General features: G+C 66.2%; 31 protein-coding genes. 20 read left to right on the top strand and 11 right to left on the bottom strand.

All coding sequences use genetic code 11. The features are described 5' to 3' along the window. Positions 1–132 precede the first annotated feature (132 nt). Positions 133–648 carry an RNA polymerase sigma factor gene (locus L2Y96_RS09775; protein ID WP_247336214.1) on the top strand — a complete coding sequence of 172 codons (516 nt, stop codon included), beginning with the start codon at positions 133–135 and terminating at the stop codon, positions 646–648. Continuing rightward, positions 645–1,394, top strand: coding sequence for an anti-sigma factor family protein (locus L2Y96_RS09770; RefSeq protein ID WP_247336213.1), 750 nt, complete (start codon positions 645–647; stop codon positions 1,392–1,394). The genes L2Y96_RS09775 and L2Y96_RS09770 overlap by 4 nt, the downstream gene beginning before the upstream one ends. 109 nt (positions 1,395–1,503) lie before the next feature. On the opposite strand, the gene lolD is transcribed toward L2Y96_RS09770, so the two are convergent. The 9 genes from lolD to L2Y96_RS09725 form a co-directional block, all read right to left on the bottom strand. Continuing rightward, the gene (gene lolD, locus L2Y96_RS09765) at positions 1,504–2,193 is read right to left on the bottom strand and encodes a lipoprotein-releasing ABC transporter ATP-binding protein LolD (RefSeq protein WP_247336210.1); all 690 of its coding nucleotides are present in this window, start codon (positions 2,191–2,193) and stop codon (positions 1,504–1,506) included. Further along, the gene (locus L2Y96_RS09760; RefSeq protein ID WP_247336207.1) at positions 2,186–3,427 is read right to left on the bottom strand and encodes a lipoprotein-releasing ABC transporter permease subunit; all 1,242 of its coding nucleotides are present in this window, start codon (positions 3,425–3,427) and stop codon (positions 2,186–2,188) included. The genes lolD and L2Y96_RS09760 overlap by 8 nt, the downstream gene beginning before the upstream one ends. Positions 3,428–3,616: 189 nt before the next feature. Then, positions 3,617–4,033 (bottom strand): hypothetical protein, encoded by a 417-nt coding sequence (locus L2Y96_RS09755; protein WP_247336204.1) that lies wholly within the window; start codon positions 4,031–4,033, stop codon positions 3,617–3,619. Beyond that, a complete protein-coding gene (locus tag L2Y96_RS09750) occupies positions 4,005–4,253 on the bottom strand; it encodes an FAD assembly factor SdhE (RefSeq protein ID WP_247336201.1) in 249 nt (82 codons plus the stop codon). Before L2Y96_RS09750 ends, L2Y96_RS09755 begins: the two co-directional genes overlap by 29 nt. A gap of 168 nt (positions 4,254–4,421) precedes the next feature. Further along, positions 4,422–5,210 carry a succinate dehydrogenase iron-sulfur subunit gene (locus L2Y96_RS09745; RefSeq protein WP_247336199.1) on the bottom strand — a complete coding sequence of 263 codons (789 nt, stop codon included), beginning with the start codon at positions 5,208–5,210 and terminating at the stop codon, positions 4,422–4,424. 21 nt (positions 5,211–5,231) lie between these two features. Further along, the gene (gene sdhA / locus L2Y96_RS09740) at positions 5,232–7,019 is read right to left on the bottom strand and encodes a succinate dehydrogenase flavoprotein subunit (RefSeq protein WP_247336196.1); all 1,788 of its coding nucleotides are present in this window, start codon (positions 7,017–7,019) and stop codon (positions 5,232–5,234) included. Between the two features lie 3 nt (positions 7,020–7,022). Then, on the bottom strand, positions 7,023–7,409 hold the full coding sequence (gene sdhD, locus L2Y96_RS09735) for a succinate dehydrogenase, hydrophobic membrane anchor protein (RefSeq protein WP_247336193.1): 387 nt from the start codon (positions 7,407–7,409) through the stop codon (positions 7,023–7,025). Beyond that, positions 7,406–7,798 carry a succinate dehydrogenase, cytochrome b556 subunit gene (sdhC, locus tag L2Y96_RS09730; RefSeq protein ID WP_247336191.1) on the bottom strand — a complete coding sequence of 131 codons (393 nt, stop codon included), beginning with the start codon at positions 7,796–7,798 and terminating at the stop codon, positions 7,406–7,408. The genes sdhD and sdhC overlap by 4 nt, the downstream gene beginning before the upstream one ends. Positions 7,799–7,855: 57 nt before the next feature. Beyond that, the gene (locus tag L2Y96_RS09725; RefSeq protein ID WP_247336188.1) at positions 7,856–8,023 is read right to left on the bottom strand and encodes a DUF1674 domain-containing protein; all 168 of its coding nucleotides are present in this window, start codon (positions 8,021–8,023) and stop codon (positions 7,856–7,858) included. 126 nt (positions 8,024–8,149) lie between these two features. On the opposite strand from L2Y96_RS09725, the gene ygfZ reads away from it, so the two are divergent. Both ygfZ and L2Y96_RS09715 read left to right on the top strand, forming a co-directional pair. After that, positions 8,150–8,935, top strand: coding sequence for a CAF17-like 4Fe-4S cluster assembly/insertion protein YgfZ (gene ygfZ, locus L2Y96_RS09720; protein WP_247336185.1), 786 nt, complete (start codon positions 8,150–8,152; stop codon positions 8,933–8,935). Between the two features lie 491 nt (positions 8,936–9,426). Further along, a complete protein-coding gene (locus L2Y96_RS09715) occupies positions 9,427–9,861 on the top strand; it encodes a cell wall hydrolase (RefSeq protein WP_247336183.1) in 435 nt (144 codons plus the stop codon). A 257-nt stretch (positions 9,862–10,118) separates the two neighbouring features. On the opposite strand, the gene L2Y96_RS09710 is transcribed toward L2Y96_RS09715, so the two are convergent. Continuing rightward, positions 10,119–10,586, bottom strand: coding sequence for an outer membrane lipoprotein (locus tag L2Y96_RS09710; RefSeq protein ID WP_247336180.1), 468 nt, complete (start codon positions 10,584–10,586; stop codon positions 10,119–10,121). A gap of 31 nt (positions 10,587–10,617) precedes the next feature. After that, positions 10,618–11,217: a glycine zipper 2TM domain-containing protein gene (locus L2Y96_RS09705; RefSeq protein ID WP_247336177.1), complete on the bottom strand. Its 600-nt coding sequence runs from the start codon at positions 11,215–11,217 to the stop codon at positions 10,618–10,620. A gap of 146 nt (positions 11,218–11,363) precedes the next feature. Between L2Y96_RS09705 and L2Y96_RS09700 the strand changes: the two genes are divergently transcribed. The 16 genes from L2Y96_RS09700 (at position 11,364) to L2Y96_RS09625 (ending at position 25,643) form a co-directional block, all read left to right on the top strand. After that, on the top strand, positions 11,364–12,131 hold the full coding sequence (locus L2Y96_RS09700; RefSeq protein ID WP_247336175.1) for a TatD family hydrolase: 768 nt from the start codon (positions 11,364–11,366) through the stop codon (positions 12,129–12,131). A 244-nt stretch (positions 12,132–12,375) separates the two neighbouring features. After that, entirely contained in the window at positions 12,376–12,894 is a 519-nt protein-coding gene (locus L2Y96_RS09695; RefSeq protein ID WP_247336172.1) for a MarR family winged helix-turn-helix transcriptional regulator, read from the top strand. Next, positions 12,891–14,351, top strand: a complete 1,461-nt coding sequence (locus L2Y96_RS09690; RefSeq protein ID WP_247336169.1) for an efflux transporter outer membrane subunit — start codon at positions 12,891–12,893, stop codon at positions 14,349–14,351. Before L2Y96_RS09695 ends, L2Y96_RS09690 begins: the two co-directional genes overlap by 4 nt. Continuing rightward, positions 14,348–15,544: an HlyD/EmrA/EmrK family protein gene (locus L2Y96_RS09685; protein ID WP_247336166.1), complete on the top strand. Its 1,197-nt coding sequence runs from the start codon at positions 14,348–14,350 to the stop codon at positions 15,542–15,544. The genes L2Y96_RS09690 and L2Y96_RS09685 overlap by 4 nt, the downstream gene beginning before the upstream one ends. Next, entirely contained in the window at positions 15,541–17,112 is a 1,572-nt protein-coding gene (locus L2Y96_RS09680; protein WP_247336163.1) for a DHA2 family efflux MFS transporter permease subunit, read from the top strand. Before L2Y96_RS09685 ends, L2Y96_RS09680 begins: the two co-directional genes overlap by 4 nt. A 106-nt stretch (positions 17,113–17,218) precedes the next feature. After that, entirely contained in the window at positions 17,219–17,719 is a 501-nt protein-coding gene (gene phaR, locus L2Y96_RS09675) for a polyhydroxyalkanoate synthesis repressor PhaR (protein ID WP_045829959.1), read from the top strand. Between the two features lie 81 nt (positions 17,720–17,800). Continuing rightward, on the top strand, positions 17,801–19,180 hold the full coding sequence (locus tag L2Y96_RS09670; protein ID WP_247336160.1) for an FAD-dependent oxidoreductase: 1,380 nt from the start codon (positions 17,801–17,803) through the stop codon (positions 19,178–19,180). Between the two features lie 64 nt (positions 19,181–19,244). Continuing rightward, positions 19,245–19,871: a heme ABC exporter ATP-binding protein CcmA gene (gene ccmA / locus L2Y96_RS09665; protein WP_247336158.1), complete on the top strand. Its 627-nt coding sequence runs from the start codon at positions 19,245–19,247 to the stop codon at positions 19,869–19,871. After that, positions 19,868–20,554 (top strand): heme exporter protein CcmB, encoded by a 687-nt coding sequence (gene ccmB, locus L2Y96_RS09660; protein ID WP_247336156.1) that lies wholly within the window; start codon positions 19,868–19,870, stop codon positions 20,552–20,554. Before ccmA ends, ccmB begins: the two co-directional genes overlap by 4 nt. 65 nt (positions 20,555–20,619) lie before the next feature. Next, complete coding sequence (locus L2Y96_RS09655; protein ID WP_247336153.1) at positions 20,620–21,387, top strand: heme ABC transporter permease; 768 nt, start codon at positions 20,620–20,622, stop codon at positions 21,385–21,387. Then, a complete protein-coding gene (gene ccmD / locus L2Y96_RS09650) occupies positions 21,384–21,584 on the top strand; it encodes a heme exporter protein CcmD (protein ID WP_247336150.1) in 201 nt (66 codons plus the stop codon). The genes L2Y96_RS09655 and ccmD overlap by 4 nt, the downstream gene beginning before the upstream one ends. After that, positions 21,568–22,035: a cytochrome c maturation protein CcmE gene (gene ccmE, locus L2Y96_RS09645; protein ID WP_247336147.1), complete on the top strand. Its 468-nt coding sequence runs from the start codon at positions 21,568–21,570 to the stop codon at positions 22,033–22,035. Before ccmD ends, ccmE begins: the two co-directional genes overlap by 17 nt. Then, on the top strand, positions 22,032–23,996 hold the full coding sequence (locus L2Y96_RS09640; protein ID WP_247336145.1) for a heme lyase CcmF/NrfE family subunit: 1,965 nt from the start codon (positions 22,032–22,034) through the stop codon (positions 23,994–23,996). Before ccmE ends, L2Y96_RS09640 begins: the two co-directional genes overlap by 4 nt. Beyond that, positions 23,993–24,535 (top strand): DsbE family thiol:disulfide interchange protein, encoded by a 543-nt coding sequence (locus tag L2Y96_RS09635; RefSeq protein ID WP_247336142.1) that lies wholly within the window; start codon positions 23,993–23,995, stop codon positions 24,533–24,535. Before L2Y96_RS09640 ends, L2Y96_RS09635 begins: the two co-directional genes overlap by 4 nt. Then, positions 24,535–24,978 (top strand): cytochrome c-type biogenesis protein, encoded by a 444-nt coding sequence (locus tag L2Y96_RS09630; RefSeq protein WP_247336139.1) that lies wholly within the window; start codon positions 24,535–24,537, stop codon positions 24,976–24,978. Before L2Y96_RS09635 ends, L2Y96_RS09630 begins: the two co-directional genes overlap by 1 nt. Then, positions 24,975–25,643, top strand: coding sequence for a tetratricopeptide repeat protein (locus tag L2Y96_RS09625; protein ID WP_247336136.1), 669 nt, complete (start codon positions 24,975–24,977; stop codon positions 25,641–25,643). The genes L2Y96_RS09630 and L2Y96_RS09625 overlap by 4 nt, the downstream gene beginning before the upstream one ends. Positions 25,644–25,649: the final 6 nt, after the last annotated feature.

Raw genomic sequence — 25,649 nt, 5'->3', positions numbered from 1 at the left:
TGGTTCTCCTCTCCCCGAGGTACGGGGCTTCAAAAGGTGGGACGCACGTCAGCGACTTTTATTCCCGCTGAACGGAATATCGCGTCACGACGGTCGTCTACCCCATGTCCCGCGACCGGCAAGAGGCCCGGCATGCTCGATCCGCACACCGACGACGCCCTGCGCACCCTGCTGCCGCGCCTGCGGCGGTTTGCGCTGTGGCTCGCCCGCGATGCGCATGCAGCGGATGACCTGGTCCAGTCGACGATGGAACGGGCGCTGGCCAAGTGGACGTCCCGCCGTGATGACGAGAGTCTGCGGGCATGGCTGTTTGCGATCTTGTACCGGTTGTTTCTGGACGGGAAACGCCGGGCCCGCCGTTACGCGCTGTTGCTCAATGCACTGGGCCGGGACGATGAGCCCACCTGGCCATCAGCGGAGCGAGTGGCCGAAGCCCACTCGACTCTGGCGGCCTTCGCCTCGCTACCCGTCGAGCAGCGAAGCCTGCTGCTCTGGGTCACCGTCGAGGGGCTCAGTTACCAGGAGGTGGCGGGGATCCTGGGCGTGCCGATCGGCACTGTGATGTCCCGTCTTTCAAGGGCCCGGCGCGCGTTACGTGCGCTGGGCGATGGCTCCACCGAAACCCCTGCCCTGCGGCTGCTGAAATGAATACCACCCCGCCCAGCGAACACGATATCCATGCCTACGTGGACGGCCACCTCGATGAGCCGCGGCGCAGCCACGTGGAACGTTACCTGGCCCGCGATGCCGATCACGCGGACGAAGTGCAGGCCTGGCGCCAGAGCGCCCAGCAGCTCCGCGCCTTGCTGGCAGGCGACCTCGCGCCGGTGCCTGAGATGGATCCCGCACTGGTGCGGACGCGCATGCACGAACGCCGCGTGCGGCGCATGGCGATGGCGGCGGGCTTCGTGCTGTGTCTCGGGCTGGGCGCCCTGGGCGGCTGGGCCGCGCGCGGCATGGGCACGGGTGGCGTCCAACCGATGGCCGACGCCATGCAGGCCTACCGCCTGCTCGTCGTCGACCATGGCCTGGGCCTGGATATCACCACGCCGAACGAGAACGACCTGCGTGCCTGGCTAAGCGGGCGCGTGGGTGCCGACGTGCGCCTGCCCGACCTCGCGGACGCCGGCTTCCGCCCCATGGGTGGCCGCCTGTTCGCGACCGACCAGGGCCCGGCGGCCATGGTCCTCTACGACGACGGCAACGGGCATACAGTGAGCTTCTACGTCCGCCCGCCGGGCGCGGCCCGGCACATGCTGTCACGCGGTGAGCGCGAGGATGGCGGCCTGCTGGCGAACTACTGGTCCGAGGGCAAGCATAACTTCGCGGTGGTGGCGCTAGCCGATGCCGCCGGCCGCAGCGCCGCCCAGAAAATCATCAGCAAATCCATCTAACTTCGTAGGAGCCCACCCTGTGGGCGACATCTTTCGCGAAGGCACCGCAAGCCCTGTGGCGGCGGTACGAAAGGCGTCGCCCACAGGGTGGGCTCCTACGGCGTTCGGCTTAGCGCTCGTGGAGTTCGCCGTTGTGCAGTTCCAGGGTGCGGTCCATGCGCTTGGCCAGGCGCGGGTCGTGGGTGACCAGGACGAAGCTCGTGCCGATTTCGCGGTTGAGCTCCACCATCAGGTCGTACACGGCCGCGGCGTTGGTTTCGTCGAGGTTGCCCGTGGGCTCATCGCCCAGCACGCAGGCCGGGCGCGTCACGAGAGCACGCGCGACGGCGCAACGCTGGCGTTCACCACCCGACATCTCGGCCGGGCGGTGGCGCAAACGGGCACCCAGACCGACGCGCTCGAGCAGCGCCGTGGCTTCCTTCTGCGCCTGCGCAATCGCCACGCCGCGGATCAGCAGCGGCATCGCCACGTTCTCGAGCGCGGTGAATTCCGGCAGCAGGTGATGGAACTGGTAGATGAAGCCCAGCGAGCGGTTGCGCTCGCGGCCGCGCTCGGCATCCGAGAGTTCGGACAGCACGCGGCCGTTGACCTCGACCTTGCCGGCCGAAAGCGTATCCAGGCCGCCGATAATGTGCAGCAAGGTGGACTTGCCGGAGCCGGAAGCGCCCACGATCGACAGCGTCTGCGCGCGGCGCAGTTCGAAGTTCACATTCGAGAGCACGCCGGTACGCAGGTCGCCCTCTTCGTAGACCTTGGCGACGCCGGTGGCGCGCAGGACGATATCGGACGGATTATTCATAACGGAGCGCCTGGGCGGGCTGCACGCGCGAGGCGCGCCACGCCGGGTACAAGGTAGCCAGCAGCGAGAAGAGGAAGGTCACCACGACCACGGAGCCCACGTCGGACCACAACAGCTGGCTCGGCACTTCGCTGATGTAATACACATCCGGTGCCAGGAAGGTATGGCCGGTGACGTGCTCGATGAACTTCACGATGGCCGGCAGGTTGTACGAAAGCAGCGCGCCGAGCGTGACGCCCACGCTGATGCCCACGACGCCAACGAGCAAGCCCTGCACCATGAACATGGCCATGATGCTGCGCGGCGTGGAGCCGAGTGTGCGCAGGATCGCGATATCGGCCTGCTTGTCGGTCACCAGCATCATCAGCATCGAAATGAGGTTGATGACGGCGACCAGGATGATCAGGGAGAGGATGACGAACATCACTGTCTTCTCCATGTCGATCGCATGGAAGAAGTTCGCGTGGGTATCCATCCACGTCTGCACGCGGTACGACTGGCCAAGCTTGTTGACCAGGTCCTGCGCGACCGGCCACGCCTCGCGCATGTCGTCCAGCTTCAGGCGGATGCCGGTGGGGCCTTCCTGCCCGTTCAGGCGCTCGGCATCGGGCATGCTGACCAGGGCGAGGTTGGAGTCGTACTCCTGCATGCCCAGCTCGAAGATGCCGCTGACGGTGAAGTTGCGCAGCTTCGGCACGGCACCCATCGGGGTGGCCGTGAACTGCGGCACCACCACCGTGACCTTGTCACCCGTGTTCACACCGAGCTCCAGGGCCAGCTCGCGGCCGAGGATGATGTTCCAGCTGTGATCGGTCAGGTCCGGCATCTTGCCTTCGACCATGTGCCGGTCGAGGTCGGAGACCTTCGGTTCCAGCGAGGGCACGACGCCACGGATGATCGCGCCACTGGAGTGGCGGGCCTGCAGGAAGGCCTGGATCTCGACGTAGGGCGCGGCGCCTTCGACGTGCTTCGTGGTCTTGGCCACGTCCACGGCGTGCTGCCAGTCGCGCACGGTTTCGTCGATGCCGGACACCGTGACGTGCGCCACCGCGCCGAGGATGCGTGAGCGCAGCTCGCTATCAAAGCCGTTCATCACCGACATCACCGTGATCAGCGCCGTGACGCTGATGGCGATGCACACGATGGAGACCGTGGAGATGAACGAGATGAACTGGTTGCGCCGCTTGGCCCGCGTGTAACGCAGGCCGATGAAGAGCTCGAGGGGTCTGAACATACCTGTGGAAAAGCACCTTGAAGGGGGGAGCCGCCACGAAATGCGCGCACCGCGCGGCAGATTGCCCGATGCGGCCGCCCCCGGCAAGCATGCCCCTCGTAGGAGCCCACCCTGTGGGCGACATCTTTCGCGAAAACGCCACAGACCCTGTGGCGGCTGTACGAAAGGCGTCGCCCACAGGGTGGGCTCCTACGAGGGGGCCTGGCTTCCCAGGCGGATGCGCAGGATGCGCAGCACCTCGGCGTCCATGTTATCCGGGCCCAGGACCAGGCTGGCGCGGGCGCCGTGCCAGAAAAGCCGCAAACAGACCCATTCACCGACCACGCGGGCGTCCCGGGGTTCCGCGGCGTGGACCACGCCGTGCCGGTCGACCACCGTCCAGCCGCCCTTGGCATGCCACTGGGCGGCCGCCAGCGGCGGGCGGCGCTGGCGGACCACCTGCCACGCCCCCACGGCCAGCGCGGCCGCCGACAGGCACGCACGGGCCGCCAGCGGCAGGCTGGTGGGCCACGGCGCCAGGGCGCCGGCAAGCACGATGCAGGAAAGGAACGAGGTCAGCGCGGCCGAGGGGCGCGCGTCAAAGGTGATGCCTTGCGCGGATGTCATCGATGATCGCCTGCCAGTCGTGGCGGGGAGCGTGGGCATGGCCCATCACCCAATCCCAGAGATCGGGATCCTGCACGTCCAGCAATTCATCGAATGCCATCCTGGCGGCCTCGTCCGCGTCAGCGAAACGCTCGTCGAGCCACCAGCCAAACAGCTGGTCGAGCTCACGGGTTCCGCGGCGGGTACGCCAGCGCAGGCGCTTGAGGCGGGCTTCTTCCACGACGAGGGCCTATAGCATCGTAGGAGCCCACCCTGTGGGCGACATCTTTCGCGGAAGAGCCACAGGGCCTGTGGCGGTTGTACGAAAGGCGTCGCCCACAGGGTGGGCTCCTACAGGGGGTCGCCACCGGGCGACGCCGGTGGCGACGACGATGCAGGAGCCGGGCTTTTAGGCCGAGCGGCGCTGCACGATCAGCTTCTTGATTTCCGCAATCGCCTTGGCCGGGTTCAGACCCTTCGGGCAGGTGCGGGCGCAGTTCATGATGGTGTGGCAGCGGTACAGCTTGAACGGATCTTCGAGATCGTCCAGGCGGTTGCCGGTGTCTTCATCACGGCTGTCCACGATCCAGCGGTAAGCCTGCAGGAGGATGGCGGGACCGAGGTAACGGTCGCCATTCCACCAGTAGCTCGGGCACGACGTGGAGCAGCAGGCGCACAGGATGCACTCGTAGAGACCATCGAGCTTCTTGCGGTCTTCCGGCGACTGCAGGCGCTCCTTGTCGGCCGGGGCCGGGCTCTGCGTGCGCATCCACGGCTTGATCGACGCGAACTGCGCGTAGAAGTGCGTGAGATCGGGCACCAGATCCTTCACCACCGGCATATGCGGCAGCGGATAGATGTTGATGGTGCCGTTGCTGCCGCATTCCTCGATGGAACGCGTGCACGCCAGGGTGTTGGTGCCCTGGATGTTCATCGCGCACGAACCGCAGATACCCTCGCGGCACGAACGGCGCAGCGACAGCGTCGAGTCGATCTCGTTCTTGATCTTCAGGAGGGCGTCCAGGACCATCGGACCGCACGTATCGAGGTCGACCTCGTACGTGTCGGTGCGCGGGTTCTGACCGTCATCCGGCGTCCAGCGGTAGATCTTGAAGGTGCGCGTATTCTTCGCGCCCTTCGCCGGGAAATGCTTACCGGCCGTAATAGTGGAATTCTTGGGTAGCGTGAACTCTGCCACGATTGCCTCTCCGGTCCGGTATTAGTAAACGCGCTTTTTCGGCGGCACGACTTCGACTTCGTCCGTCAGGGTGTACATGTGCACCGGACGGAAATCGAACTTCGAACGACCTTCCTCGTCGATCCACACCAGCGTGTGCTTCTGCCAGTCGTGGTCGTCGCGGTCCGGGAAATCTTCGCGGGCATGCGCGCCGCGGCTCTCGGGGCGCTGGTTGGCCGAATGCATGGTGGCAACGGCCTGGGCCAGCAGGTTCGAAAGCTCCAGGGTTTCGATCAGGTCGGAGTTCCAGACCAGCGAACGGTCGGTGACCTTCACGTCCTTGAACTTCTCGAACACCTCGGAAATCTTGGTCGAACCTTCCTGCAGGGTCTCGCCAGTGCGGAACACCGCGGCGTCGTTCTGCATGGTCTTCTGCATTTCGGCGCGGATGGCGGCCGTCGGCGTGTTGCCGCTGGCGTAACGCAGCGCGTCGAAGCGACCCAGGGCCTGGTCCAGCGCATTCGCCGGCAGGTCCGGATGGGAGGTACCCGGCTTCACGAGCTCGGCGCAACGGTTCGCGACCGCGCGGCCGAAGACGACGAGATCGAGCAGCGAGTTGGAGCCCAGGCGGTTGGCACCGTGCACCGACACGCAGGCCGCTTCGCCGATGGCGAACAGGCCCGGCACCACGGCATCCGGATCGTCACCGAGCTTGGTGACCACTTCGCCGTGGTAGTTGGTCGGGATGCCGCCCATGTTGTAGTGGACGGTCGGGAGCACCGGGATCGGCTCCTTGGTGACGTCGACGCCAGCGAAGATGCGCGCGGATTCAGCGATACCCGGGAGACGCTCGCCGATGACCTCGGGGCCGAGGTGCATCAGGTTCAGGTGGATGTGGTCCTTGTTCGGGCCCACACCGCGACCTTCGCGGATTTCGATGGTCATGGCGCGGCTGACGACGTCGCGCGAGGCCAGATCCTTCGCGTTCGGCGCGTAGCGCTCCATGAAGCGCTCGCCCTCGGAGTTGGTGAGGTAACCACCTTCGCCGCGGACGCCTTCGGTGATGAGGCAACCCGCACCGTAGATACCGGTCGGGTGGAACTGCACGAACTCCATGTCCTGCAGCGGCAGGCCGGCGCGCAGCACCATGCCGCCGCCATCACCCGTACAGGTGTGGGCCGACGTGGCGCTGAAGTACGCGCGGCCGTAGCCGCCCGTCGCCATGACCACGGCGTGGCCGCGGAACAGGTGGAGGGTGCCTTCGTTCATGTCGAGCGCGAGCACACCGCGGCAGACGCCATCCTTATCGAAGATGAGGTCGATCGCGAAGTATTCGATGAAGAACGTGGCGTCGTGGGCCAGCGCCTGCTGGTACAGCGTGTGCAGGATCGCGTGGCCGGTACGGTCAGCCGCGGCGCAGGTGCGCTGCGCGGTGCCCTTGCCGTAGTGCGTGGTCATGCCGCCGAACGGGCGCTGGTAGATCTTGCCTTCTTCCGTACGCGAGAACGGCACGCCGTAGTGCTCGAGCTCGATGATGGCCGGAATCGCTTCGCGGCACATGTACTCGATGGCGTCCTGGTCACCGAGCCAGTCGGAGCCCTTGATCGTGTCGTAGAAGTGGAAGCGCCAGTCGTCTTCACCCATGTTGCCCAGCGCGGCGGAAATACCGCCCTGCGCGGCCACGGTGTGCGAACGGGTCGGGAACACCTTGGTGATGCACGCGGCCTTGAGGCCCTTTTCGGCCAGGCCGAAGGTAGCGCGCAGGCCTGCGCCACCGGCGCCGACCACGATCACGTCGTACTTATGTTGTTGAACCTTGTAGGCTTCCATGGATCAGCTTCCGAGCGCGATACGCAGCACCGCCAGCACGCCCGAGAGCGCGGCGAGTACGGCGATGAACTTGATAAGGACCAGCGAAGCCACTTCGAGCCAGCGGGTATGGACGTAGTCTTCGATGACCACCTGCAGGCCGAGCACGGCATGCCAGAACATCGCGATGATGAAGGCGATGGTCAGCACGGCGTTCCAGGGCTTCGCGAGCGTGGCGCGCGCCGTGGCGTAGTCGGCGTGCAGCAGGCCGAGCAGCGTGCAGAGGAACCACACGGTGAGGAAGACCAGGGCGAGCGCGGTGACGCGCTGGGTCATCCAGTGGGCCACGCCTTCCTTCGCGGAACCAAGGCCGCGGGCGCGGGCGAGCGGGTTGCGCAGATCCTTGCTCATGCCTGGCCCCCGGCGAGCACGTAGGCCCAGGTGACGATGGTGAGCAAGATGGCCACGATGATCGAGGTCCAGCTGGAGCGGACGAACGAGGCGATGGCGTAGCCCTTGCCCGTGTCCTGGACCAGGTGGCGGATGCCGTTGGCCAGGTGGTAGAAGAACGCCAGGGTCCAGCCGATCAGCACCAGCATGCCCAGGGCGCTGCCGGCACAGGCCGTGAACGAAGCGTAGGCTTCGGGGCCGGCTGCGAGGGACGCGAGGCCACAGGTGATAAGGAGGCTACCGACGGCAAGGATGATGCCGGAGGCGCGATGCAGGATGGAGGTCACCATCTGCACTTGCCATTTGTAGACCTGGAGGTGGGGTGAGAGCGGTCGTCCCGTTTGTGCCATGGCGGCTATCCTGGATTGGAATCGCTGATGCCCAACGTGCCCTCGCTCGCCTTCCGGTCAGAAGTCGATGCAGCGTCCGTTCTTTTCCCAATCGCCGTAGCGGGTGGGATCCAATGGCGCTTTCTCGACCCCTGGCACACCGTTCGTGGGGACGACCGGCGGTACGAGCGGTTTCGCCGGGGCGGAATCGTTCGACGTTTCGGGCGCTGAGGGATGGTCGGACATGGTTATAAAACTCTAAAAGCGTAATACCTGTGCCTGTTCAGCACAACCTTGACTAACCTGCCAAGGCTTGGTTTGGCCTTGGCCTGACCGTATATCTTACTCCTCCCCACCCATTCCCGCGCCCCCATGCCGAGCCGTACCACTCGCCCCATCACCCTCGCCGGCCCCGATGCCGCCGCCTTCGCCAACGCCCAGCTGAGCAGCGATGTCCTGAACCTTGGAACGGGCCGCTGGCAGTGGAGTGGCTGGCTCGACCCCAAAGGCCGTGTCCGCGCCCTGCTCCAGGTGGCCCGTGTCGCTGATGATCGTTTCATCATCGTCCCGCGCGGTGGCGACAGCGACGTGCTCGCAAACGATCTCAAACGTTTTGTGTTTCGCTCGAAGGTGAGCATCACCATCGGTGATGCATGTTTCGTTGCCGATGGTGATGCACACGACGACATGCATGCGTACGAAGACGAACACGGCGCACTTGTATTCGGCGAAGGCGATGCATCTATACATATAGGTATGCGCGACGATGGCGATGCATGGATCGCACGTCATGTTGAAAAAGGATTCGCGTGGCTGCCCGATGAAGCACTCGATGCATTGCTTCCACCTGCGCTCTCGATGGAACGCATGCTCGCCGTGTCTTTCAACAAAGGTTGCTTTCCGGGCCAGGAAATCGCGGCACGCCTGCACTTTCTCGGCGGGCACAAGCGCCACCTGCGCACGGTGCGGCCGGATGTCGCACTCACGCCAGGACAATCGCTGCGCATTGACGGACGTGAAGCAGGCATAACGTTGATGCACAACGGATTGAACGCATCTCCTATATCGCTTGTCGTATTGGATGACAGCGTTGCGCAGGCGGAAACTATTGAAATCGAAGGTGCACGCCTACACATCATCTCGACATTTGCTGCGTGACGTTACGCACAGTTTCGTAAAAACTAGTTTGTGAACAGCGTGAGCCTAAGCTGAACCGTGCCGCATCTGCACTTGCGAAAAACGTGATGCGCCACTAGGCTCCGCCGATCCCATTACGTGGTCATGGTGTATCGCCATGGTTACACCCGCGACGATCCGTCGATGATGACGGTTCTGGCGCGACCCGGCGGAAGCCGGTGGATATTGAACTGCGCGCACCTTCTTAGAGCGCGCTGTAGCTGACGGAGCCGCCGCCATCGCGATGCCGCTCCCTTTCAGCGAATCCCCTACCGGCAGGCTCCGGACAGCCTGCCAGTAAAGTCACAGTGTGTGACGCCCGAAGCATTCGCGCCCAACCGCTATACCCAGCGGATGCACTCGGTTGATCCAGGTAGTAACGGCCTGCCCGCCCGTCTACCGCCCGTACGTCCCCCATGGCTCTTCCAAGAGATGCCGCAAGTGACGGAAAAGCTCGTTGGAGGCAGATACACATGAAACTTTCCGCTTTGCTCTGGATGGCGTCCGTCCTCCCGAGCCACCTTGCCGACCAGACGTGCCTGGCGACAACGGTGTACCTCGAGGCACGTAGCGAACCGACCATCGGGCAGTACGCCGTGGCCGAAGTCGCCCTCCGCCGGCGTGATCGCGGCATGGGTGGCAAGAACGTGTGCGATGTCGTCTCGGCGCCGCGCCAGTTCGCTATCACCACTACACCGAAGGATTTTGAAGTCACCGATCTCGTTTCGTGGACCAAGGCCTGGAAGATCGCTGGCGACTCGCTCAACAACTGGAGCCTGCCGAAAAGCGAACGCCTGGTTTACGTGCCACAGGCAGATCACTTCGCTACCGTTGCTGTCGCACCTTCGTGGTCCGCCAGCCGCATCGTTCGCAAGATCGGCGACCACGCTTTTTACGCCGTGAACTAACGACGCATTGCCACATGCCATAGAGCATGCGGGGAAAAGGAATCGGGGCGGGCAGCTTGCGATTCCCGGGAAAAGGGGCCCTCGGACGAGGGTCTTTTTTTTGGCCAAAAAAAACCGCCCTTGGGCGGTTTTTTTCGTTTCCTCGTAGGAGCCCACCCTGTGGGCGACATCTTTCGCCTCACGGCAACAGGGCCTGTAGCGTTTTCGCGAAAGGCGTCGCCCACAGGGTGGGCTCCTACGAATAGCCGTTTAGATGGCTATAGGCGATAGACGTGATCGCCGCGGATCTGCACGTAATCGCCGCGACGCAGCTGCGGATCATCCGCCTGCGTGACGACGGCCGAGCGACCATCATCAAGACGGATCCGTACCTGCCACGCAGCATCCTGACCGTTGCGCTTGCCGACCTGGTTACCGACCACACCGCCGACGACAGCGCCGCCAACCGTTGCAGCCGAGCGACCATCACCCTTACCGATCGTATTGCCCAACAGGCCACCCGCGACGGCACCGATCACGGCGCCGAGCGGTGACGATTGCCTGTCGGTGTAGATCTGCTGCACATCGTCGACCACGCCGCACTGCTGGCAACGGCGGGGGCCACGATCTTCATAAACCACGCGATCCTCGCGAACCACCCGGCGCGGCGGCTCGTAACACGCTGTCAAAGACAGCGGCACGATGGCAGCGGCGACGAGGCCAATCTTGCGGACGATGCTATGCATGGGGAAACGCCCTCGCGATGGACCGATGGAATTACTGACGTGCGTCGGAGACGACCGAGACGCCTTCCTGCACTTCAACGCGATCGCCCGGGTCGTGATCCATACGAATCGAGCGGGTCACGCCGTTGTATTCGTAGCGCACGTCATAGGCGACGATCTTGTCACCACTCTTGCCCGGCACGGTGTCGCACTTGCGCACGGTGCTGGTGACGGTATTGGTCTCCTGGCGGCGTTCCTGGATCTCATGGCCCGCATAACCACCGCCGACGGCACCGGCGACGGTCGCGAGCGTGCGGCCCTTGCCGCCGCCGATCTGGTTGCCCAGCAGGCCGCCAGCCACGGCACCAATGGCCGTACCGGCGATCTGGTGCTGGTCCTTCACCGGCGCGCGGCGGGTTACCACCTCGTCGTGGCATTCCTTCTGGGCGGACGTGGCAGCCTCGCGGACCGGGTCCACGCTGACCACGCGGGCGTACTTAGGACCCGCCGGTTCCGGCGCGGGCGCCGGCGCCGAGGCGGGTGCCGGGCCATTGGCCACATCGGCATTCGCATCGCGGTTGCAGGCAGAAAGGCTCAGCACCATGGCCGCACCCAAACCAACGCTCAGGACGGAAATCTTCAACCTGCTCATAACCCTACTCTCCACTGGATAGTGCGGCGTTCGTACGGGGCAACAACGCCCCGAAAGTTCGTAAGAACGCCTCGAAGACATTTGACAATCGTTAAACTGAACGACGCCTTAGACTGACCTCACCAAGCCAAACGGCAGCAAACCGCATGCATGACCTGATCGATACGCACGCCCATCTCGACGACAGCTCGTTCGACGCCGACCGCGGCGCCATGTTCGAGCGTGCCGCGCAGGCAGGCGTGCGGCGCTGGATCGTACCGGCGATCGATCGTGGAAACTGGGAGGCCATCGAGCGTTTGTGTGCGTCGCGTGAAGGGGTTTATCCCGCATATGGGCTGCACCCGATGTTCCTTCCCAGCCATCGCGACGAGCACCTCGATGAGCTGCCTGCATGGCTGGAACAGAAGCGGCCCGTGGCCGTCGGCGAGATCGGGCTCGATTTTTACGTGGAAGGCCTGGACCTTGACCGCCAGCGAGCGATCTTCGAACGCCAGCTGCACATCGCGAAGGAACACGATCTGCCCGTGATCGTGCACGCCCGCCGCGCCTTCGAGGAAACCATCCACACCCTTCGGCGCATCGGCGGCCTGCGCGGCGTCGTGCACAGCTTCTCCGGCAGCGAGGAACAGGCCCGCCAGCTGTTCGACCTGGGCTTCCACCTGGGCATCGGCGGCCCGGTGACGTACGACCGGGCCCACCGCATCCAGCGCGTGGTGGCAGCCATGCCGCTCGAGTACCTCCTGCTCGAAACCGACGCCCCGGACCAGCCCTGCATGCACCACCGCGGCGAACGCAACGAGCCGGCCTACATGGTCGACGTCCTCGACACCATCGCCCACGTGCGCGACACCGCCCCCGCCCAGATCGCCAGCGCCACCACCCTCAACGCCGAAAAACTCTTCACCCTCCCGTAGGAGCCCACCCTGTGGGCGACGCCGTTCGCCGTTACGCCACAGGGCCTGTGGCGGTGGGGCGAAACATGTCGCCCACAGGGTGGGCTCCTACCTGTGGCGGTGGGGCGAAAGATGTCGCCCACAGGGTGGGCTCCTACCTGTGGCGGTGAGGCGAAAGATGTCGCCCACAGGGTGGGCTCCTACTTGCGGGGTGTGTGGGTCCTTGTTAGCCTAATAGTTCATCAGCGAACTATTCCTTAGCGAAATGTCCAGCCTTAAACCTTGCGTCGACGCCCTCTATGGCGGGGTCGAGCGCGTCGCGGAGATCATCCCGGGCTTGCCGAAGTGCGAGGTGCTGCTGATCCGGCTCCTGCTGCTCACCGGCGAGGCGCTGCAGCGCGATGTGGAAAGCAAGCTGAAGCCGTTCGATATGAACGACAGCGATTTCCGCACCCTGATGATGCTGTACTCCTCGGCCGAAGGCAGTTCCACGCCGAGCGAGCTCTGCACGCTGGCGGAGCAGAAGCCCACGAACATGACCCGCATCACCAACCTGCTGGCCAAGCGAGGGCTCATCACGCGAACCCACGCCACGCACGATCGCCGCCAGATCGTGCTGAAGATCACCGCCGAGGGCCAGCATTTCGTCCGCCAGATGCTGCCGCCGATGTTCCCAGAACTCACGGCCAAGTTTTCCTGCTTCACCGCCTCCGAGCGCCAGACCTTCGAGCACCTGCTGAAGAAGCTCGCCCTGCACCTCGATCCCACGGATGCCCCCGCATGATCCGCGCCCCCTTCCGCCCTGCCCTGATGGCCGCGGCCCTCACGGCTCTCCTGGCCGGCTGCCACATACCGGCGAAGATCGACCACCCGGCGCTGCGCGATGACGTGCCGCTGGCCGGCCTCGATGCCGGCACCCGCGCGGGCTGGCCCGCCGCGCAGTGGTGGCGTGCCTACAACGACCCGCAGCTCGACCAGTTGATGGAACTGGCCCTGCGTGGCTCGCCCGACCTGGCCCAGGCCAAGACCCGTGTCGACAGCGCGCAGCAGAACATCCGCGTCGCCGCCGCCCAGGCAGGCCTGCGCGTGGACGGCAGTGCCCAGGTGGCCCGCCAGCGCATGAGTGAGCACGGCCTGATCCCGGCGCAGTTCCTCGGCTTCACCTGGTACAACCAGGCCGACATCGGCGTGCAGGTGAGCTACGACTTCGATTGGTGGGGCAAGAAACGCTTCGCCATCGAATCGGCCATCGACAGCGCACGCGCGGCCGAGGCAGAACGCTCCGCCGCCTCGCTGTCGATCCAGTCCACCGTGGCTGATACGTACTTCGGCTGGCTGACCGACGAAGCGCGCGTGTCGCTCGCGGACCAGTTGATCGCCGCCCGCCAGCGCACGCTGCGCATCGCCGAACTACGCGTGAAGCAAGGCGTGGATGTGCCCGATACCGTGCAGCAGGCACGCGGCGATCTCTCGGCCGCGCAGCAACAGAAGACCGCGCTGGAAGGCTCGGCGGCCATCCGCAAGGCCGCGCTGGCCGCACTGGTTGGCGTTTCGCCCAACGCGCTGCCGCCGCTGGCTCCGCGCGCCCTGCCGGACGTCGCCCCTGGCCTGCCCGACAACATCGGCACCGACCTGATGGCGCGCCGCCCCGATATCGCTGCGAGCCGCTGGCAGGTCGAATCCGCGTTGCGCCAGACCGATGCGGCGCGTGCCCAGTTCTTCCCGGATGTGAGCATCAGTGGCATGGCCGGCCTGTCCAGCATCGACCTGGACAAGGTGTTCAACGCCGACAGCCGCGTGTTCTCGCTGACCCCCGCCCTGCACCTGCCGATCTTCGAAGGCGGCGCACTGGAAGCGAACCACGGCGTGACGCAGGCGCAGCTCGGTGCCGCGGTGGCCCAGTACAACGCCACCGTTGCCTCGGCCGCACGCGACGTCTCAACCCAGGCCCTCGGCGCCCAGCAGCTTGCCGCGCGCCGCACGCAACAGACCGATGCCGTCAACGCGGCGACCACGCTGCTTGCCAGCGCGAAGGCCCGTGCCGCCCGCGGCGTTCGCGACGATCGCGAATCGCTCGCCACCCAGGCCGCCGTGCTCCAGCAGCAGGACATGGCGACCGACCTGCACGGCCAGGCGCTTTCCACCGATGTGAGCCTGATCAAGGCCCTCGGCGGCGGTTACCGCGCTGAATCCCCCACTTCCCCTTCCACGCCCAGCACCGACGGAACCCAGAGCCCATGAGCGCCAACCCGAACGAAACGACGCCGCCGGCCGAGAGCGGTAACGCGCCGAAGGACAAGCGCAAGCGTGGCCGCGCGCTGCTGATTGCGCTGGTGGTCTTCGTGCTTGCGGCAGCGATCTGGCTGCTGCTGTGGCTGTTTGTCTTCTCCACCCGGGAAACCACCGATGACGCCTATGTCGGCGGCAACCAGGTGGGCATCTCGGCGCAGGTGCCAGGCATCGTCACCGGCGTGTTCGCTGACGATACCCAGCGCGTCAACGCCGGCCAGGTGCTGGTGAAACTGGACCCGACCGACGCGGACATCGCGCTGCGCAAGGCCAGCACGGCGCTCGCCCAGGCCGTGCGCCAGGTCCGCCAGCAGACCCAGTCGGCTGCCAGTGCCGATGCCTCGCTCGGCGCCCGCCGGCAGGATCTGAAGCGCGCGCAGGACGACCTGAAGCGCCGCCTGCCGCTGCTCGCTGAAAAGGCCGTGGCGCCGGAAGAAGTGCAGCACGCCCGTGACGCCGTCGAAACCGCGCAGTCCGCGCTCGATTCCGCGCAGCGCCAGGCCGATGCGGCCCGCGCGCTCGTCGATGGCGCCGATGTCGAAACCAACCCCGCCGTACAGCAGGCCCGCGCGAACTTCCGCCAGGCCTGGGTCGCTTCGCAGCGCAACGCCATCGTCGCGCCGATCGATGGCTACGTCGCCCAGCGCAGCGTGCAGGTGGGCAACAGCGTGCAGCCCGGCCAGCAGCTGATGACCGTCGTCCCGCTGCACGATCTGTGGGTCGAGGCCAACTTCAAGGAAAGCCAGCTGCGCCATGTGCGCATCGGCCAGCCGGCGAAGATCGAAGCCGACATCTACGGTGGCGGCGTGGAATACCACGGCCACGTGATCGGCCTGGGCGCCGGCACCGGCAGCGCGTTCTCGCTGCTGCCCGCGCAGAACGCCACCGGCAACTGGATCAAGGTGGTGCAGCGCGTACCGGTGCGCATCGCGCTCGATGCGAAGGACCTCGACAAGAACCCGCTGCGCATCGGTCTCTCGACCGCCGTCACGGTGAACATCACCGACGACAAGGGTGACGTGCTGGCGAAGTCCCCGTCGACCACGCCCGTGGCGCAGACCACCGTGTATGACGATGTCGCTGCCAAGGCCGATGCCGCCGCCGACACCATCGTGCAGCAGAACCTCGGAGCAAGCGTGCCTTGAGCGACGCCACCGCCACCCCGGCTGCCGCGCCCGCTCCCGCGGGCCCGGCGCCGCTGCACGGCCTGCCACTGGTCCTGCTGACCATCGCTGTCGCGTTCTCCACCTTCATGGAGATCCTCGACATGACGATCGTGAACGTGGCGGTGCCGCATATCGCGGGCAGCCTCGGCGTCAGCTCCAACGAAGGCACCTGGGCCATCAGCTCGTACGCCCTGGCCAGCGCTGTGATGCAGCCGCTCACCGGCTGGATCGCGAAACGCTTCGGCGAGGTCAAGACGTTCTGCTTCTCGGTCGCGCTGTTCGTCGCGTTCTCCATGCTGTGTGGCCTGGCCACGAGCATGCCGATGCTAGTGCTGTTCCGCCTGTTGCAGGGTGCCGGCTCGGGCCCGATGGTGGCGCTGTCGCTCTCGCTGTTGCTCGCGAGTTATCCGAAGGAAAAACAGGGCATCGCGCTGGCCATGTGGGCGATGACCGTGGTGGTGGCGCCGATTTTCGGGCCCATCCTCGGTGGCTACCTCACGGACAACTTCTCGTGGCCGTGGATCTTCTACATCAACGTACCGGTCGGCGCGCTGGCAGGCGTGATCACATGGTCGATCCTGCGCACGCGTGAAACGAAGATCGTGCGCGCACCCATCGATTCGGTCGGCCTGTTCCTGCTCGTGCTGGGCGTGGGCTGCCTGCAGTTCATGCTGGATAACGGCAACGACCACGACTGGTTCGCCTCGCCGCTGATCCTCACGCTCGGCCTCGTCGCGCTGGTGGCGCTCACCTTCCTGATCATCTGGGAACTCACGGCCAAGCACCCCGTCGTGGATCTTTCGCTGTTCGCACGGCGCAACTTCACCGTGGGTGTCACCGCGCTCTCGCTCGGCATGCTCGGCTTCTTCGGCATCACCGTGGTGTTCCCGCTGTGGCTGCAGACGACGCTCGGCTACACGGCCACGTGGGCCGGCCTGGCCACGGCACCGGTGGGCATCCTCGCGTTCCTGATGTCGCCGATCATCGGCAAGAACATCCAGCGCCTCGAACTGCGCGCCGTGGTGACCTTCGCGTTCATCGTGTTCGCGTTCACGGCGTTCTGGTTCTCCACCTTCAACAGCGGCGCGTCATTCGCCACGCTGGTGTTGCCGCGCTTCGTCATGGGCATCGGCATCGCGTGCTTCTTCATCCCGCTGAACCAGATCTTCCTGTCCGGGTTGCGCCCCGACCAGATCGCCGGTGCGTCGGGCCTGGCCAATTTCTGCCGCACGCTGGCCTCGAGTATCTCCACCGCGATCACCGTGACCCTGTGGCAGCACCGCGGCGAGGCGCACCACGCGTCGCTCACCGAATACGTCAATCCGGCATCGCCCGCCGCCATGGCCTACGTGGACAAGCTGCAGGCGATGAACCTGCACGGCCAGGCCCAGCTCACGGTGCTCGACCAGGTGGTGAACCGGGAGGCCCTTACGTTGGCCGTGAATGACGTTTTCTGGCTATGTGGGATCCTTTTCCTGGCCCTGATTCCGATCCTGTGGCTGGCCAAGCCGCCTTTCGGCAATGCTGGCGGCACACCGGGTCATTAAATCCAAGTTACGTAAATCGATCCAAATTCACATAGCATGACTGAAAACGTTTACACGCCGTGAAACCAACTGGTGCGGCGCAATACCTCGTGGTAGCGTTCGCCGCATGGCACAAACCCTTCGCATCATCAAAAAGTATCCGAATCGTCGTTTGTACGACACGGAAATTTCGAGCTACATCACGCTGGAAGAAGTCCGCCAGCTGGTTCTCGACGGGGAGCATTTCGAGGTCCGCGACGCCAAGTCGGGCGAGGACCTCACGCGCTCCGTGCTGCTGCAGATCATCGCGGAGCACGAGGAGCACGGCCAGCCGATGCTGTCCTCTCAGCTCCTGTCGCACATCATCCGTTTCTACGGCGATTCGCTGCAGGGCTTCATGGGCCCGTATCTGGAGCGCAGCCTGCAGGTCTTCCTCGACCAGCAGCAGCAGTTCCGCAACCAGCTCAACACGATGATGGGCCAGACCCCCTGGTCCATGCTCAACGAGATGACCGAGCGCAACCTCGACGTCTGGAAGTCGATGCAGCGCGGGTTCCTCGATGCGGCCACCGCCAAGCCGGCGGCTGCCACCCACGTGCCGCCGCGCGGCGGCAAGAAAGCCAGCTGATAGCCTGCGCCGCCCAGGGCTTGCCCTTGGCGGCGTTGCGGCGCACGATGCGCTGCCCCGCAATATCGCCCAGGCAGGCTCATGCCCCGTAACGACATCGCCGTGGTCGGCGCCGGACTGGTCGGCGCCCTGGTCGCCACCCTGCTGACCCAGCGCGGCTTCCGCGTCACCGTTTACGAAAAGCGCCCCGATCCCCGTAAAGCGGGCTTCTCCGGCGGCCGCTCCATCAACCTCGCCATGGCCGAACGCGGCCTCCATGCCCTGCGCGCTACCGGCCTGGCCGATAAGGTGCTGGAACAGGCCGTGATGATGCGCGGCCGGATGGTCCACGACCCGGCTGGCCACAGCGGCCTGCAGCGCTATGGCGTCGATGATTCCGAAGTGATCTGGTCGGTCTCGCGCGGCGGGCTCAACAGCCTGATGCTCGATGCCGCCGAGGCGGCGGGCGCCACCATCCACTTCGACCAGGGCCTGGCCTCGGCCGACCTGGAAAACGGCACGCTCACCCTGCAAGCCGTCGATGGCAGCACCCGCACGGTACAGGCCCCCGTCGTGATCGGCGCCGATGGCGCGGGTTCGGCGCTGCGCGCTGCCATGCATGAGCACGCCCCGCTAGGCGAACGCGTCGAGGAACTGGGCCACGGCTACAAGGAACTCGAGATCCCGCCAGGCAGCGACCCCGCCTCGCTGTTCGCCATCGAACCCAACGCCCTGCATATCTGGCCGCGCGGCCACTACATGTGCATCGCGCTGCCCAACCGCGAAGGCAGCTTCACCGTCACGCTGTTCCTGCCGAACGATGGCGAGCATCCGAGCTTCCGCACGATTGCGGGCTCCGGCGCCGCCGAGGCGTTCTTCCGCACGGAATTCCCGGACGCACTGGATCTGATGCCGGAGTTCACGAAGGATTGGGATGAGCACCCCGTGGGCTCGCTGGCCACGCTGTACCTCGACCGCTGGCATATCGGCGGCCGCGCACTGCTGATCGGCGATGCCGCGCACGCGATCGTGCCGTTCCACGGCCAGGGCATGAACTGCGGGTTCGAGGATGCCGCGGAACTGGCGCGCCTGTTCGAAGCCAGCCCCGATGATCCGGCGGGCGTGTTCGCCGCGTTCGAGGCAAGCCGCAAGCCGAATGCCGATGCCATCGCGCGCATGGCGCTGGAGAACTACGTGGAGATGCGCGACAAGGTCGCCGATCCGCACTTCCTGCGCATGCGCGAACTGGGTGGCCTGCTGGCCCAGCGCTGCCCCACGCACTACCTGCCGCGCTACCGCATGGTGACTTTCACCCACCTGCCCTACGCCTACGCCCTCGAGCGTGGCCGCGCGCAGGACACGCTGGTGGAGCAACTCCTGCATGGCCACGCCGATGTCGCCTCCGTGGACCTCGATGCCGCGGTACGTACGCTCGAAGCGACCCTGCCGCCGCTGCCCCCGCAAGCCTTCGAACGCGGCTAGCGTTACAGCGGGCGTTTCGTCGCGCTCCATGGACTTCGTTCGCCGCTCCCGCAACAATCCCCCGATGCCCGCCGCCGCCCCACTCCTCGAAGCCCGCGCCCTGTGCTTCCTACGCCAGGATGAGCCGGTGTTCGGGCCGGTGGATTTCGCCTTGCATGGCGGGGAAATCGCCCTGGTCGAAGGCGATAACGGCAGCGGCAAGACCACCCTGATGCGCGTACTCACCGGCATGCTGCATGCCGGCGAGGGCGAGGTGCTGCTCGACGGCGCCACGTTCTCGCTGGATACGATGGCCGGCGCCGTCGTCTTCCTCGGCCACCACCTCGGCCTGAAGTTCGACCTGTCTCCGCGCGAAAACCTCGCCGTGGCCGCAGGACTTTACGGAGTGCGCGCGGGCGCCACGCTCGATGCAACGCTCCGCGACGTCGGCCTGGCCGGCTTCGAGGACGAACCGGTGCGCCGGCTCTCCGCCGGCCAGAAGAAACGCGCGGCACTGGCGCGCCTGCTCTTGCTGCCGGCGCGCGTCTGGCTGCTCGACGAGCCCTACGCCAACCTCGACCGCGATGGCATCGCCCTGGTGAACCGCCTGCTCCGCGAGCACGCCGCACGCGGCGGCGCGGCCCTGGTGACCAGCCACGGCGCCGTCACCTTCGCGGGCGACGAACCCCGCCGCATACGGCTCCACGCGTGACGCCCGGTAGCACGCCCGCCGCCTGCGCCGCCCTGCTGCGCCGCGACCTCACCCTCGCCTGGCGCCGCCGCGGCGATATCGCGTTGCCGGTGCTGTATGCGGTGATCGTCGTCACGCTGTTCCCGTTCGCGCTCGGCCCCGAGCCGGCCCTGCTCGCCCGTATCGCGGGCGGCGTGGTCTTCGTCACCGTGCTGCTGGCCATGCTGCTTTCGCTCGACGGGCTGTTCCGCCCCGATATCGATGATGGCTCGATGGAACAGCTGATGCTCGCGCCCCAGCCGCTGGCCCTGCTGGTGGCCATGAAGATCCTGGCCCATTGGGTGACCACGGCCCTGCCGCTGATCGTCATCACCCCGGTGCTGGCCAGCATGCTGCACCTCCCGCCGGCGGCGATGCCCGCGCTGGTGCTCGCGCTGGCCCTGGCCACGCCCCTGCTCAGCCTGCTCGGCGCGGTACTGGTGGCACTGACGGCCGGGGCAAAACGCTCTGGTATGCTTCTGGCGCTCATGTTGCTGCCGTTGTGCGTGCCCGTGGTGATCTTCGCCGCCGGGGCCGTGGCCGCCGCGCAGGATGGCCTGCCCTGGAGCGCGCCCATCGCATGGCTTGGCGCGGGCCTGGCGCTCGCCATCGTGCTCGCGCCGCTGGCCTGTGCCGCGGCGCTGCGCATCGCGATGGATTCATGAGCACACGCAACCGCGGCGGGTCCATGGGGGACTCACCGCGATGCACGAACCGTTGATGAGGACGAATGGCTAACTGGGTTCCCCTCTGGCTGCACCGCCTGGGATCACCGCCGATTTTCTACCGCTTCGCGGGGGCTGTTTACCCGTGGGCGCTCGGCCTCGCCCTTATCCTCGCCGGCGTCGCGCTGTACGGCGGCCTGTTCGTCGCGCCTGCGGATTACCAGCAAGGCGATGCCTACCGGATCATCTTCATCCACGTGCCCAGCGCGTGGATGAGCCTGTTCATCTACGGGGTGATGGCTCTGGCCGCCTTCATCGGCCTGGTCTGGCGGATCAAGCTCGCCGAGACCGTCGCCATGGAATCCGCACCGATCGGCGCCGCGTTCACCGCGATCACGCTCGCCACCGGCTCGCTGTGGGGCAAGCCCATGTGGGGCACGTGGTGGACGTGGGATGCCCGGCTCACCTCCGAGCTGGTGCTGCTCTTCATCTATCTCGGCATCATCGGCCTTTACCACGCGTTCGAAGACCGCCGCCAGGGCGCGCGCGCCGCGGCGTTCCTCGTGCTGATCGGCGCGGTGAACGTGCCGATCGTGCATTTCTCGGTGAACTGGTGGAACACGCTGCACCAGGGCTCCACCATCCGCCTGCTCGGCCCGTCGCACATCGTGGCCAGCATGCTGTGGCCGCTGCTCACCATGATGGCCGCGACCAAGTGCTACTACATCGCCAGCCTTTTCGCGCGCGTGCGCGCCGACCTGATCGCTTCCGAAGGCGGCAAGGCCTGGGTGCGCGAGATCGCGCTTGGCAGCGCGAAGGAAGGCAAGGCATGAGCAGCTTCTTCGCGATGGGCGGCTACGGCACCTATATCTGGACCGCTTTCGCGGTCTTCTTCATCGTCCTATTGATCGACACGCTGGCACCGCTCGCCAGGCGCCGCCGTAACCTGCGCGATTTACGCGCACGCATCGCGCGCCAGGAGAACCGCCGCCGGCCGGGAACCCCAGCAAGCAATGAATCCAACGCGTAAACGCCGCCTCGCGGTCGTCATCTCCGTGCTTGTCGCCGCCGCCGTCGCGGTGGGCCTTACCGTGTTCGCGCTGCAGCGGAACATGAGCTACCTGTTCACCCCCAGCCAGGTGCAGGAAGGCCAGGCCCAGCAATACCCCACGTTCCGTCTGGGCGGCATGGTCAAGGCCGGCTCGATCCAGCGCGCGAAGGATAGCCTCAAGGTGAGCTTCATCGTCGTGGACGACGCGGGCGCCATGCCCGTGGAATACACGGGCATCCTGCCCGACCTGTTCCGCGACAACCAATCGGTGATCACCACCGGGCGCATGGCGGACGGCCGTTTCATCGCCAGCGAAGTGCTGGCCAAGCACGATGAAAACTACATGCCGAAGGAACTGAAGGACGCCATGGCCAAGGCGCACCAGCACCGCAACATCGACGACACCGCCATGAAGGATGCGCCGAAGTGATCCCCGAGCTTGGCCAGTTCGCGCTGATCCTTGCCCTGCTGCTGGCCCTGGTGCAGGGCGTGCTGCCAATCATCGGCGCATGGCGCGGCAATGCGGCGCTCATCGCGCTGGCGCGGCCCGCCGCGGCCGGCCAGGCAGTGTTCGTGTTCGCCGCCATGGGCATCCTGATCCACGCCTTCCTGGCCTTCGATTTCTCGGTGGCCTACGTCGCCGACAACTCGAACCTCGCGCTGCCCTGGTATTACCGCATCACCGCGGTGTGGGGTGCGCACGAAGGCTCGATGCTGCTGTGGGTCTTCATCCTCAACGTATGGACGGTGGCGCTCGCCGCGTTCAGCCGCCACCTGCCGCCGCCGTTCGTCGCGCGCGTGCTCGGCGTGATGGGCCTGATCGGCGTCGGCTTCCTCGCCTTTATCCTCTTCACCTCCAACCCGTTCCTGCGCGAACTGCCGATGCCCGGCGATGGCGGCGACCTGAACCCGGTGCTGCAGGATCCCGGCATGACCTTCCACCCGCCCGTGCTGTACATGGGCTACGTGGGCTTCTCCGTGGCGTTCGCCTTCTCTATCGCGGCGCTGCTCGGCGGCGAGCTGGAACAGGCCTGGGTGCGCTGGGCGCGCCCGTGGACGAACGTGTCGTGGGCGTTCCTCACCATGGGCATCGTCGCCGGCAGTTGGTGGGCGTATGCCGAACTGGGTTGGGGCGGCTGGTGGTTCTGGGATCCGGTGGAAAACGCGTCGTTCATGCCGTGGCTCGTCGGCGTGGCGCTTATCCATGCGCAGGCCGTGACCGAGAAGCGCGGTTCGCTGCCGGCGTGGACCGTGCTGCTCTCGCTGTTCGCGTTCTCGCTCTCGCTGCTGGGCACCTTCCTCGTACGCTCGGGTGTACTGACCTCGGTGCACGCGTTCGCCTCCGATCCGCGCCGCGGCCTGTACATCCTCGGCTTCCTCATCGTGGTGATCGGCGGCTCGCTGCTGCTCTACGCGATCCGCGCACCGAAGGTGGCCACCGGCAAACCGTTCGCCGCGCTCTCGCGCGAGACCGGCATCATGATCGCCAACCTGCTGTTCACCACCGCCGCGGCGATGGTGTTGCTGGGCACGCTGTTCCCGCTGATCGGCGATGCGCTGAACCTCGGCCGCGTCTCCGTGGGGCCGCCGTATTTCGGTTTCCTGTTCGTGCTGCTGATGGCGCCCGCCGTGCTGCTGCTGCCGTTCGGGCCGTACCTGCGCTGGGGCCGCGCCGAAGGGCGCCAGCTCACCAGCGTGGCGCTGCGCGCGGCCATTGCGGCAGTCATCTGCACCGGCGCTGCCGTGTTCTTCGTGGACGGCAAGCTGCGCGCCATCGCGGGCGTCGCGGGTGCCACCTGGGTCGCGGCCGGCACCCTCGCCTACGTGGTGAAGCGCTGGCGTGAGATGCCGTTCGGGCGGCGTTTCCCGGCCGAGATGGCCGGCATGCTGGTAGCGCACTTCGGCGTCGCGATCTTCCTGATCGGCGTACTGCTCTCCGAGTCGCTCAGCACCGAGCGCGACGTGCGCATGGCGCCGGGCCAGGTCGAGACCGTGGGTGCCTACCAGTTCCGCTTCGACGGCGTACGCGAGACCACGGGCCCGAACTGGCGCGCCGATGAAGGCGTGGTCACGATTCTTCACGACGGCCAGCCGATGGCCACCATGCACCCGCAGAAGCGCACGTATTCGCGCGGCCAGGTGCAGACCGAATCGGCGATCGATCCAGGCTTGTTCCGCGATATCTACGTGGCGCTCGGCGAGCCGATGGATGGCGGCAACGTCGAAGGCGCGTGGGCGCTGCGCCTGTACCACAAGCCGTTCGTGCGCTGGATCTGGCTGGGCGGTCTCTTCATGATGGTCGGCGGGTTCCTCGCGGCCGGCGAGCGACGCTTCCGCGCGAAGAAGGCGGTCGCCACGGCGGCATCGCCTGCGACGGAGCAGCCCGCATGAGCCGTTTTCTTCCGCTCATCGGTTTCGTCGTGCTGGTCAGCCTGTTCGGCTTCGGTATCTGGTGGAACACCCAGCACGACCAGCACGAGATCGTCTCGCCGCTCATCAACAAGCCGGCGCCCGCGTTCTCGCTGCCGGTGCTGGGCGAGCCAACGCAAACCGTCGACAAGCAGTCGCTGCTCGGCAAGCCCTACCTGCTCAATGTGTTCGGCAGCTGGTGCATCGAATGCGTGCACGAGCATCCGGTGCTTTCCACCGACGTGAAGGCCCTGGGCCTCCCGCTGGTTGGCATGAACTACAAGGACGACCCGAAGGACGCCACCGCCTGGCTGGCCGAGCACGGCAACCCGTTCAACGTGATCATGGTGGATCGCGACGGTCGCGCCGGTATCGATTTCGGCGTGTACGGCGCACCGGAAACCTTCCTGATCGATGGCAAGGGCGTCATCCGCTACAAGCACGTCGGCCCGATCACGCCTGACGTCGTGGTGAAGGAAATCCAGCCGGCACTCGCCGCGCTCGCGAAGGAAGGTGGCTAATGCGCCAGCTTGGCCTCCTCGCCCTGCTCTGTCTCTTGCCGCTGCTGGCGATCGCCCAGGCGATCCAGCCGCTGCCGTTCCGCGATCGCGCGGAAGAAGTGCGCTTCCAGAGGCTCAGCGCCGAACTGCGCTGCCCCATGTGCCAGAACGAAACGCTGGCGGATTCGAACGCACCGATCGCCCACGACCTGCGCCGGCAGATCTTCGAGATGATGCAGGCCGGCAAGAGCGACGCCGAGATCAAGGCGTATCTCGTCGATCGCTATTCGGATTTCGTGCTGTACAAGCCACCGGTGGAACCGAAGACGTGGCTGCTCTGGTTCGGCCCCCTGGCCGTGCTGGTGATCGGCGGCATCGTCGTCGCCGTGCAGGTGCGCCGCCGCAGCCGCCAGGCACCCGCCAACCTCGCGGGGCCCGCTAACGATGCCGAGGACGATTGGTGACCATCGCGTTTTACGTTATCGCTGCGGCCATGCTGGCCGTGGCGCTCGCCCTGCTGTTGATTCCGCTGGTGCACCATGGGCGGCGCCAGGGGCGCTCGAAGGCGATGTTCGGCGTCGCCGTCGTGCTTGCCATCGTGCTGCCGCTGGCCAGTGTCGGCCTGTATGCGCTGGTCGGCACGCCCGCCACGCTCGGCGGCGTGGAGCCGCCGAAGGAAATGACCGTCGGCCAGGCCATCGATGCGCTCACGGCCCGCCTGAAGGCCAACCCGGGCGATGTGGAAGGCTGGCTGCTGCTCGGCCAGACCTACACGATGGTGAAGCAGCCGGCCCCGGCGCGCGATGCTTACGACGGTGCGCTGAAAGCCGATCCGAAGAACGTGGCCGCGATGGTGGGCTGGGCGGAAGCCGATTCGCTGGTGCGCACCGATCACCGGATCGAAGGCCGTGGCCTCGCGCTGCTCGAGCAGGCGGTCGCCGCCCAGCCCGATAGCCAGAAGGCCCTGTGGCTGCTGGGTATCGCCCAGTTCCAGCAGGAGCGCTACACGGATGCCGCGGCCACCTGGCGCAAGCTGCAGCCCCTACTGGATCCGGATTCCAACGTCGCGCACGCCGTCGCGGAACAGATCACACTGGCCGAGAAGCGCGCGGCCGGCACGGCGCCGTAAAAGTCG

The organism is Luteibacter aegosomaticola, assembly GCF_023078475.1.
Classification (GTDB): domain Bacteria; phylum Pseudomonadota; class Gammaproteobacteria; order Xanthomonadales; family Rhodanobacteraceae; genus Luteibacter; species Luteibacter aegosomaticola.
The sequence above is the reverse complement of the archived record's forward strand: the minus strand, read 5'-3'. Positions and strand labels throughout refer to the sequence as shown.

Bases quoted from the DNA above. Each gene is read 5' to 3' on its own strand.
- L2Y96_RS09775 (WP_247336214.1), top strand. From the start codon at position 133: ATGCTCGATCCGCACACCGACGACGCCCTGCGCACCCTGCTGCCGCGC.
- L2Y96_RS09770 (WP_247336213.1), top strand. From the start codon at position 645: ATGAATACCACCCCGCCCAGCGAACACGATATCCATGCCTACGTGGAC.
- lolD (WP_247336210.1), bottom strand. From the start codon at position 2,193: ATGAATAATCCGTCCGATATCGTCCTGCGCGCCACCGGCGTCGCCAAG.
- L2Y96_RS09760 (WP_247336207.1), bottom strand. From the start codon at position 3,427: ATGTTCAGACCCCTCGAGCTCTTCATCGGCCTGCGTTACACGCGGGCC.
- L2Y96_RS09755 (WP_247336204.1), bottom strand. From the start codon at position 4,033: ATGACATCCGCGCAAGGCATCACCTTTGACGCGCGCCCCTCGGCCGCG.
- sdhA (WP_247336196.1), bottom strand. From the start codon at position 7,019: ATGGAAGCCTACAAGGTTCAACAACATAAGTACGACGTGATCGTGGTC.
- sdhD (WP_247336193.1), bottom strand. From the start codon at position 7,409: ATGAGCAAGGATCTGCGCAACCCGCTCGCCCGCGCCCGCGGCCTTGGT.
- sdhC (WP_247336191.1), bottom strand. From the start codon at position 7,798: ATGGCACAAACGGGACGACCGCTCTCACCCCACCTCCAGGTCTACAAA.
- L2Y96_RS09725 (WP_247336188.1), bottom strand. From the start codon at position 8,023: ATGTCCGACCATCCCTCAGCGCCCGAAACGTCGAACGATTCCGCCCCG.
- ygfZ (WP_247336185.1), top strand. From the start codon at position 8,150: ATGCCGAGCCGTACCACTCGCCCCATCACCCTCGCCGGCCCCGATGCC.
- L2Y96_RS09715 (WP_247336183.1), top strand. From the start codon at position 9,427: ATGAAACTTTCCGCTTTGCTCTGGATGGCGTCCGTCCTCCCGAGCCAC.
- L2Y96_RS09710 (WP_247336180.1), bottom strand. From the start codon at position 10,586: ATGCATAGCATCGTCCGCAAGATTGGCCTCGTCGCCGCTGCCATCGTG.
- L2Y96_RS09705 (WP_247336177.1), bottom strand. From the start codon at position 11,217: ATGAGCAGGTTGAAGATTTCCGTCCTGAGCGTTGGTTTGGGTGCGGCC.
- L2Y96_RS09700 (WP_247336175.1), top strand. From the start codon at position 11,364: ATGCATGACCTGATCGATACGCACGCCCATCTCGACGACAGCTCGTTC.
- L2Y96_RS09695 (WP_247336172.1), top strand. From the start codon at position 12,376: ATGTCCAGCCTTAAACCTTGCGTCGACGCCCTCTATGGCGGGGTCGAG.
- L2Y96_RS09690 (WP_247336169.1), top strand. From the start codon at position 12,891: ATGATCCGCGCCCCCTTCCGCCCTGCCCTGATGGCCGCGGCCCTCACG.
- L2Y96_RS09685 (WP_247336166.1), top strand. From the start codon at position 14,348: ATGAGCGCCAACCCGAACGAAACGACGCCGCCGGCCGAGAGCGGTAAC.
- phaR (WP_045829959.1), top strand. From the start codon at position 17,219: ATGGCACAAACCCTTCGCATCATCAAAAAGTATCCGAATCGTCGTTTG.
- L2Y96_RS09670 (WP_247336160.1), top strand. From the start codon at position 17,801: ATGCCCCGTAACGACATCGCCGTGGTCGGCGCCGGACTGGTCGGCGCC.
- ccmA (WP_247336158.1), top strand. From the start codon at position 19,245: ATGCCCGCCGCCGCCCCACTCCTCGAAGCCCGCGCCCTGTGCTTCCTA.
- L2Y96_RS09655 (WP_247336153.1), top strand. From the start codon at position 20,620: ATGGCTAACTGGGTTCCCCTCTGGCTGCACCGCCTGGGATCACCGCCG.
- ccmD (WP_247336150.1), top strand. From the start codon at position 21,384: ATGAGCAGCTTCTTCGCGATGGGCGGCTACGGCACCTATATCTGGACC.
- ccmE (WP_247336147.1), top strand. From the start codon at position 21,568: ATGAATCCAACGCGTAAACGCCGCCTCGCGGTCGTCATCTCCGTGCTT.
- L2Y96_RS09635 (WP_247336142.1), top strand. From the start codon at position 23,993: ATGAGCCGTTTTCTTCCGCTCATCGGTTTCGTCGTGCTGGTCAGCCTG.
- L2Y96_RS09630 (WP_247336139.1), top strand. From the start codon at position 24,535: ATGCGCCAGCTTGGCCTCCTCGCCCTGCTCTGTCTCTTGCCGCTGCTG.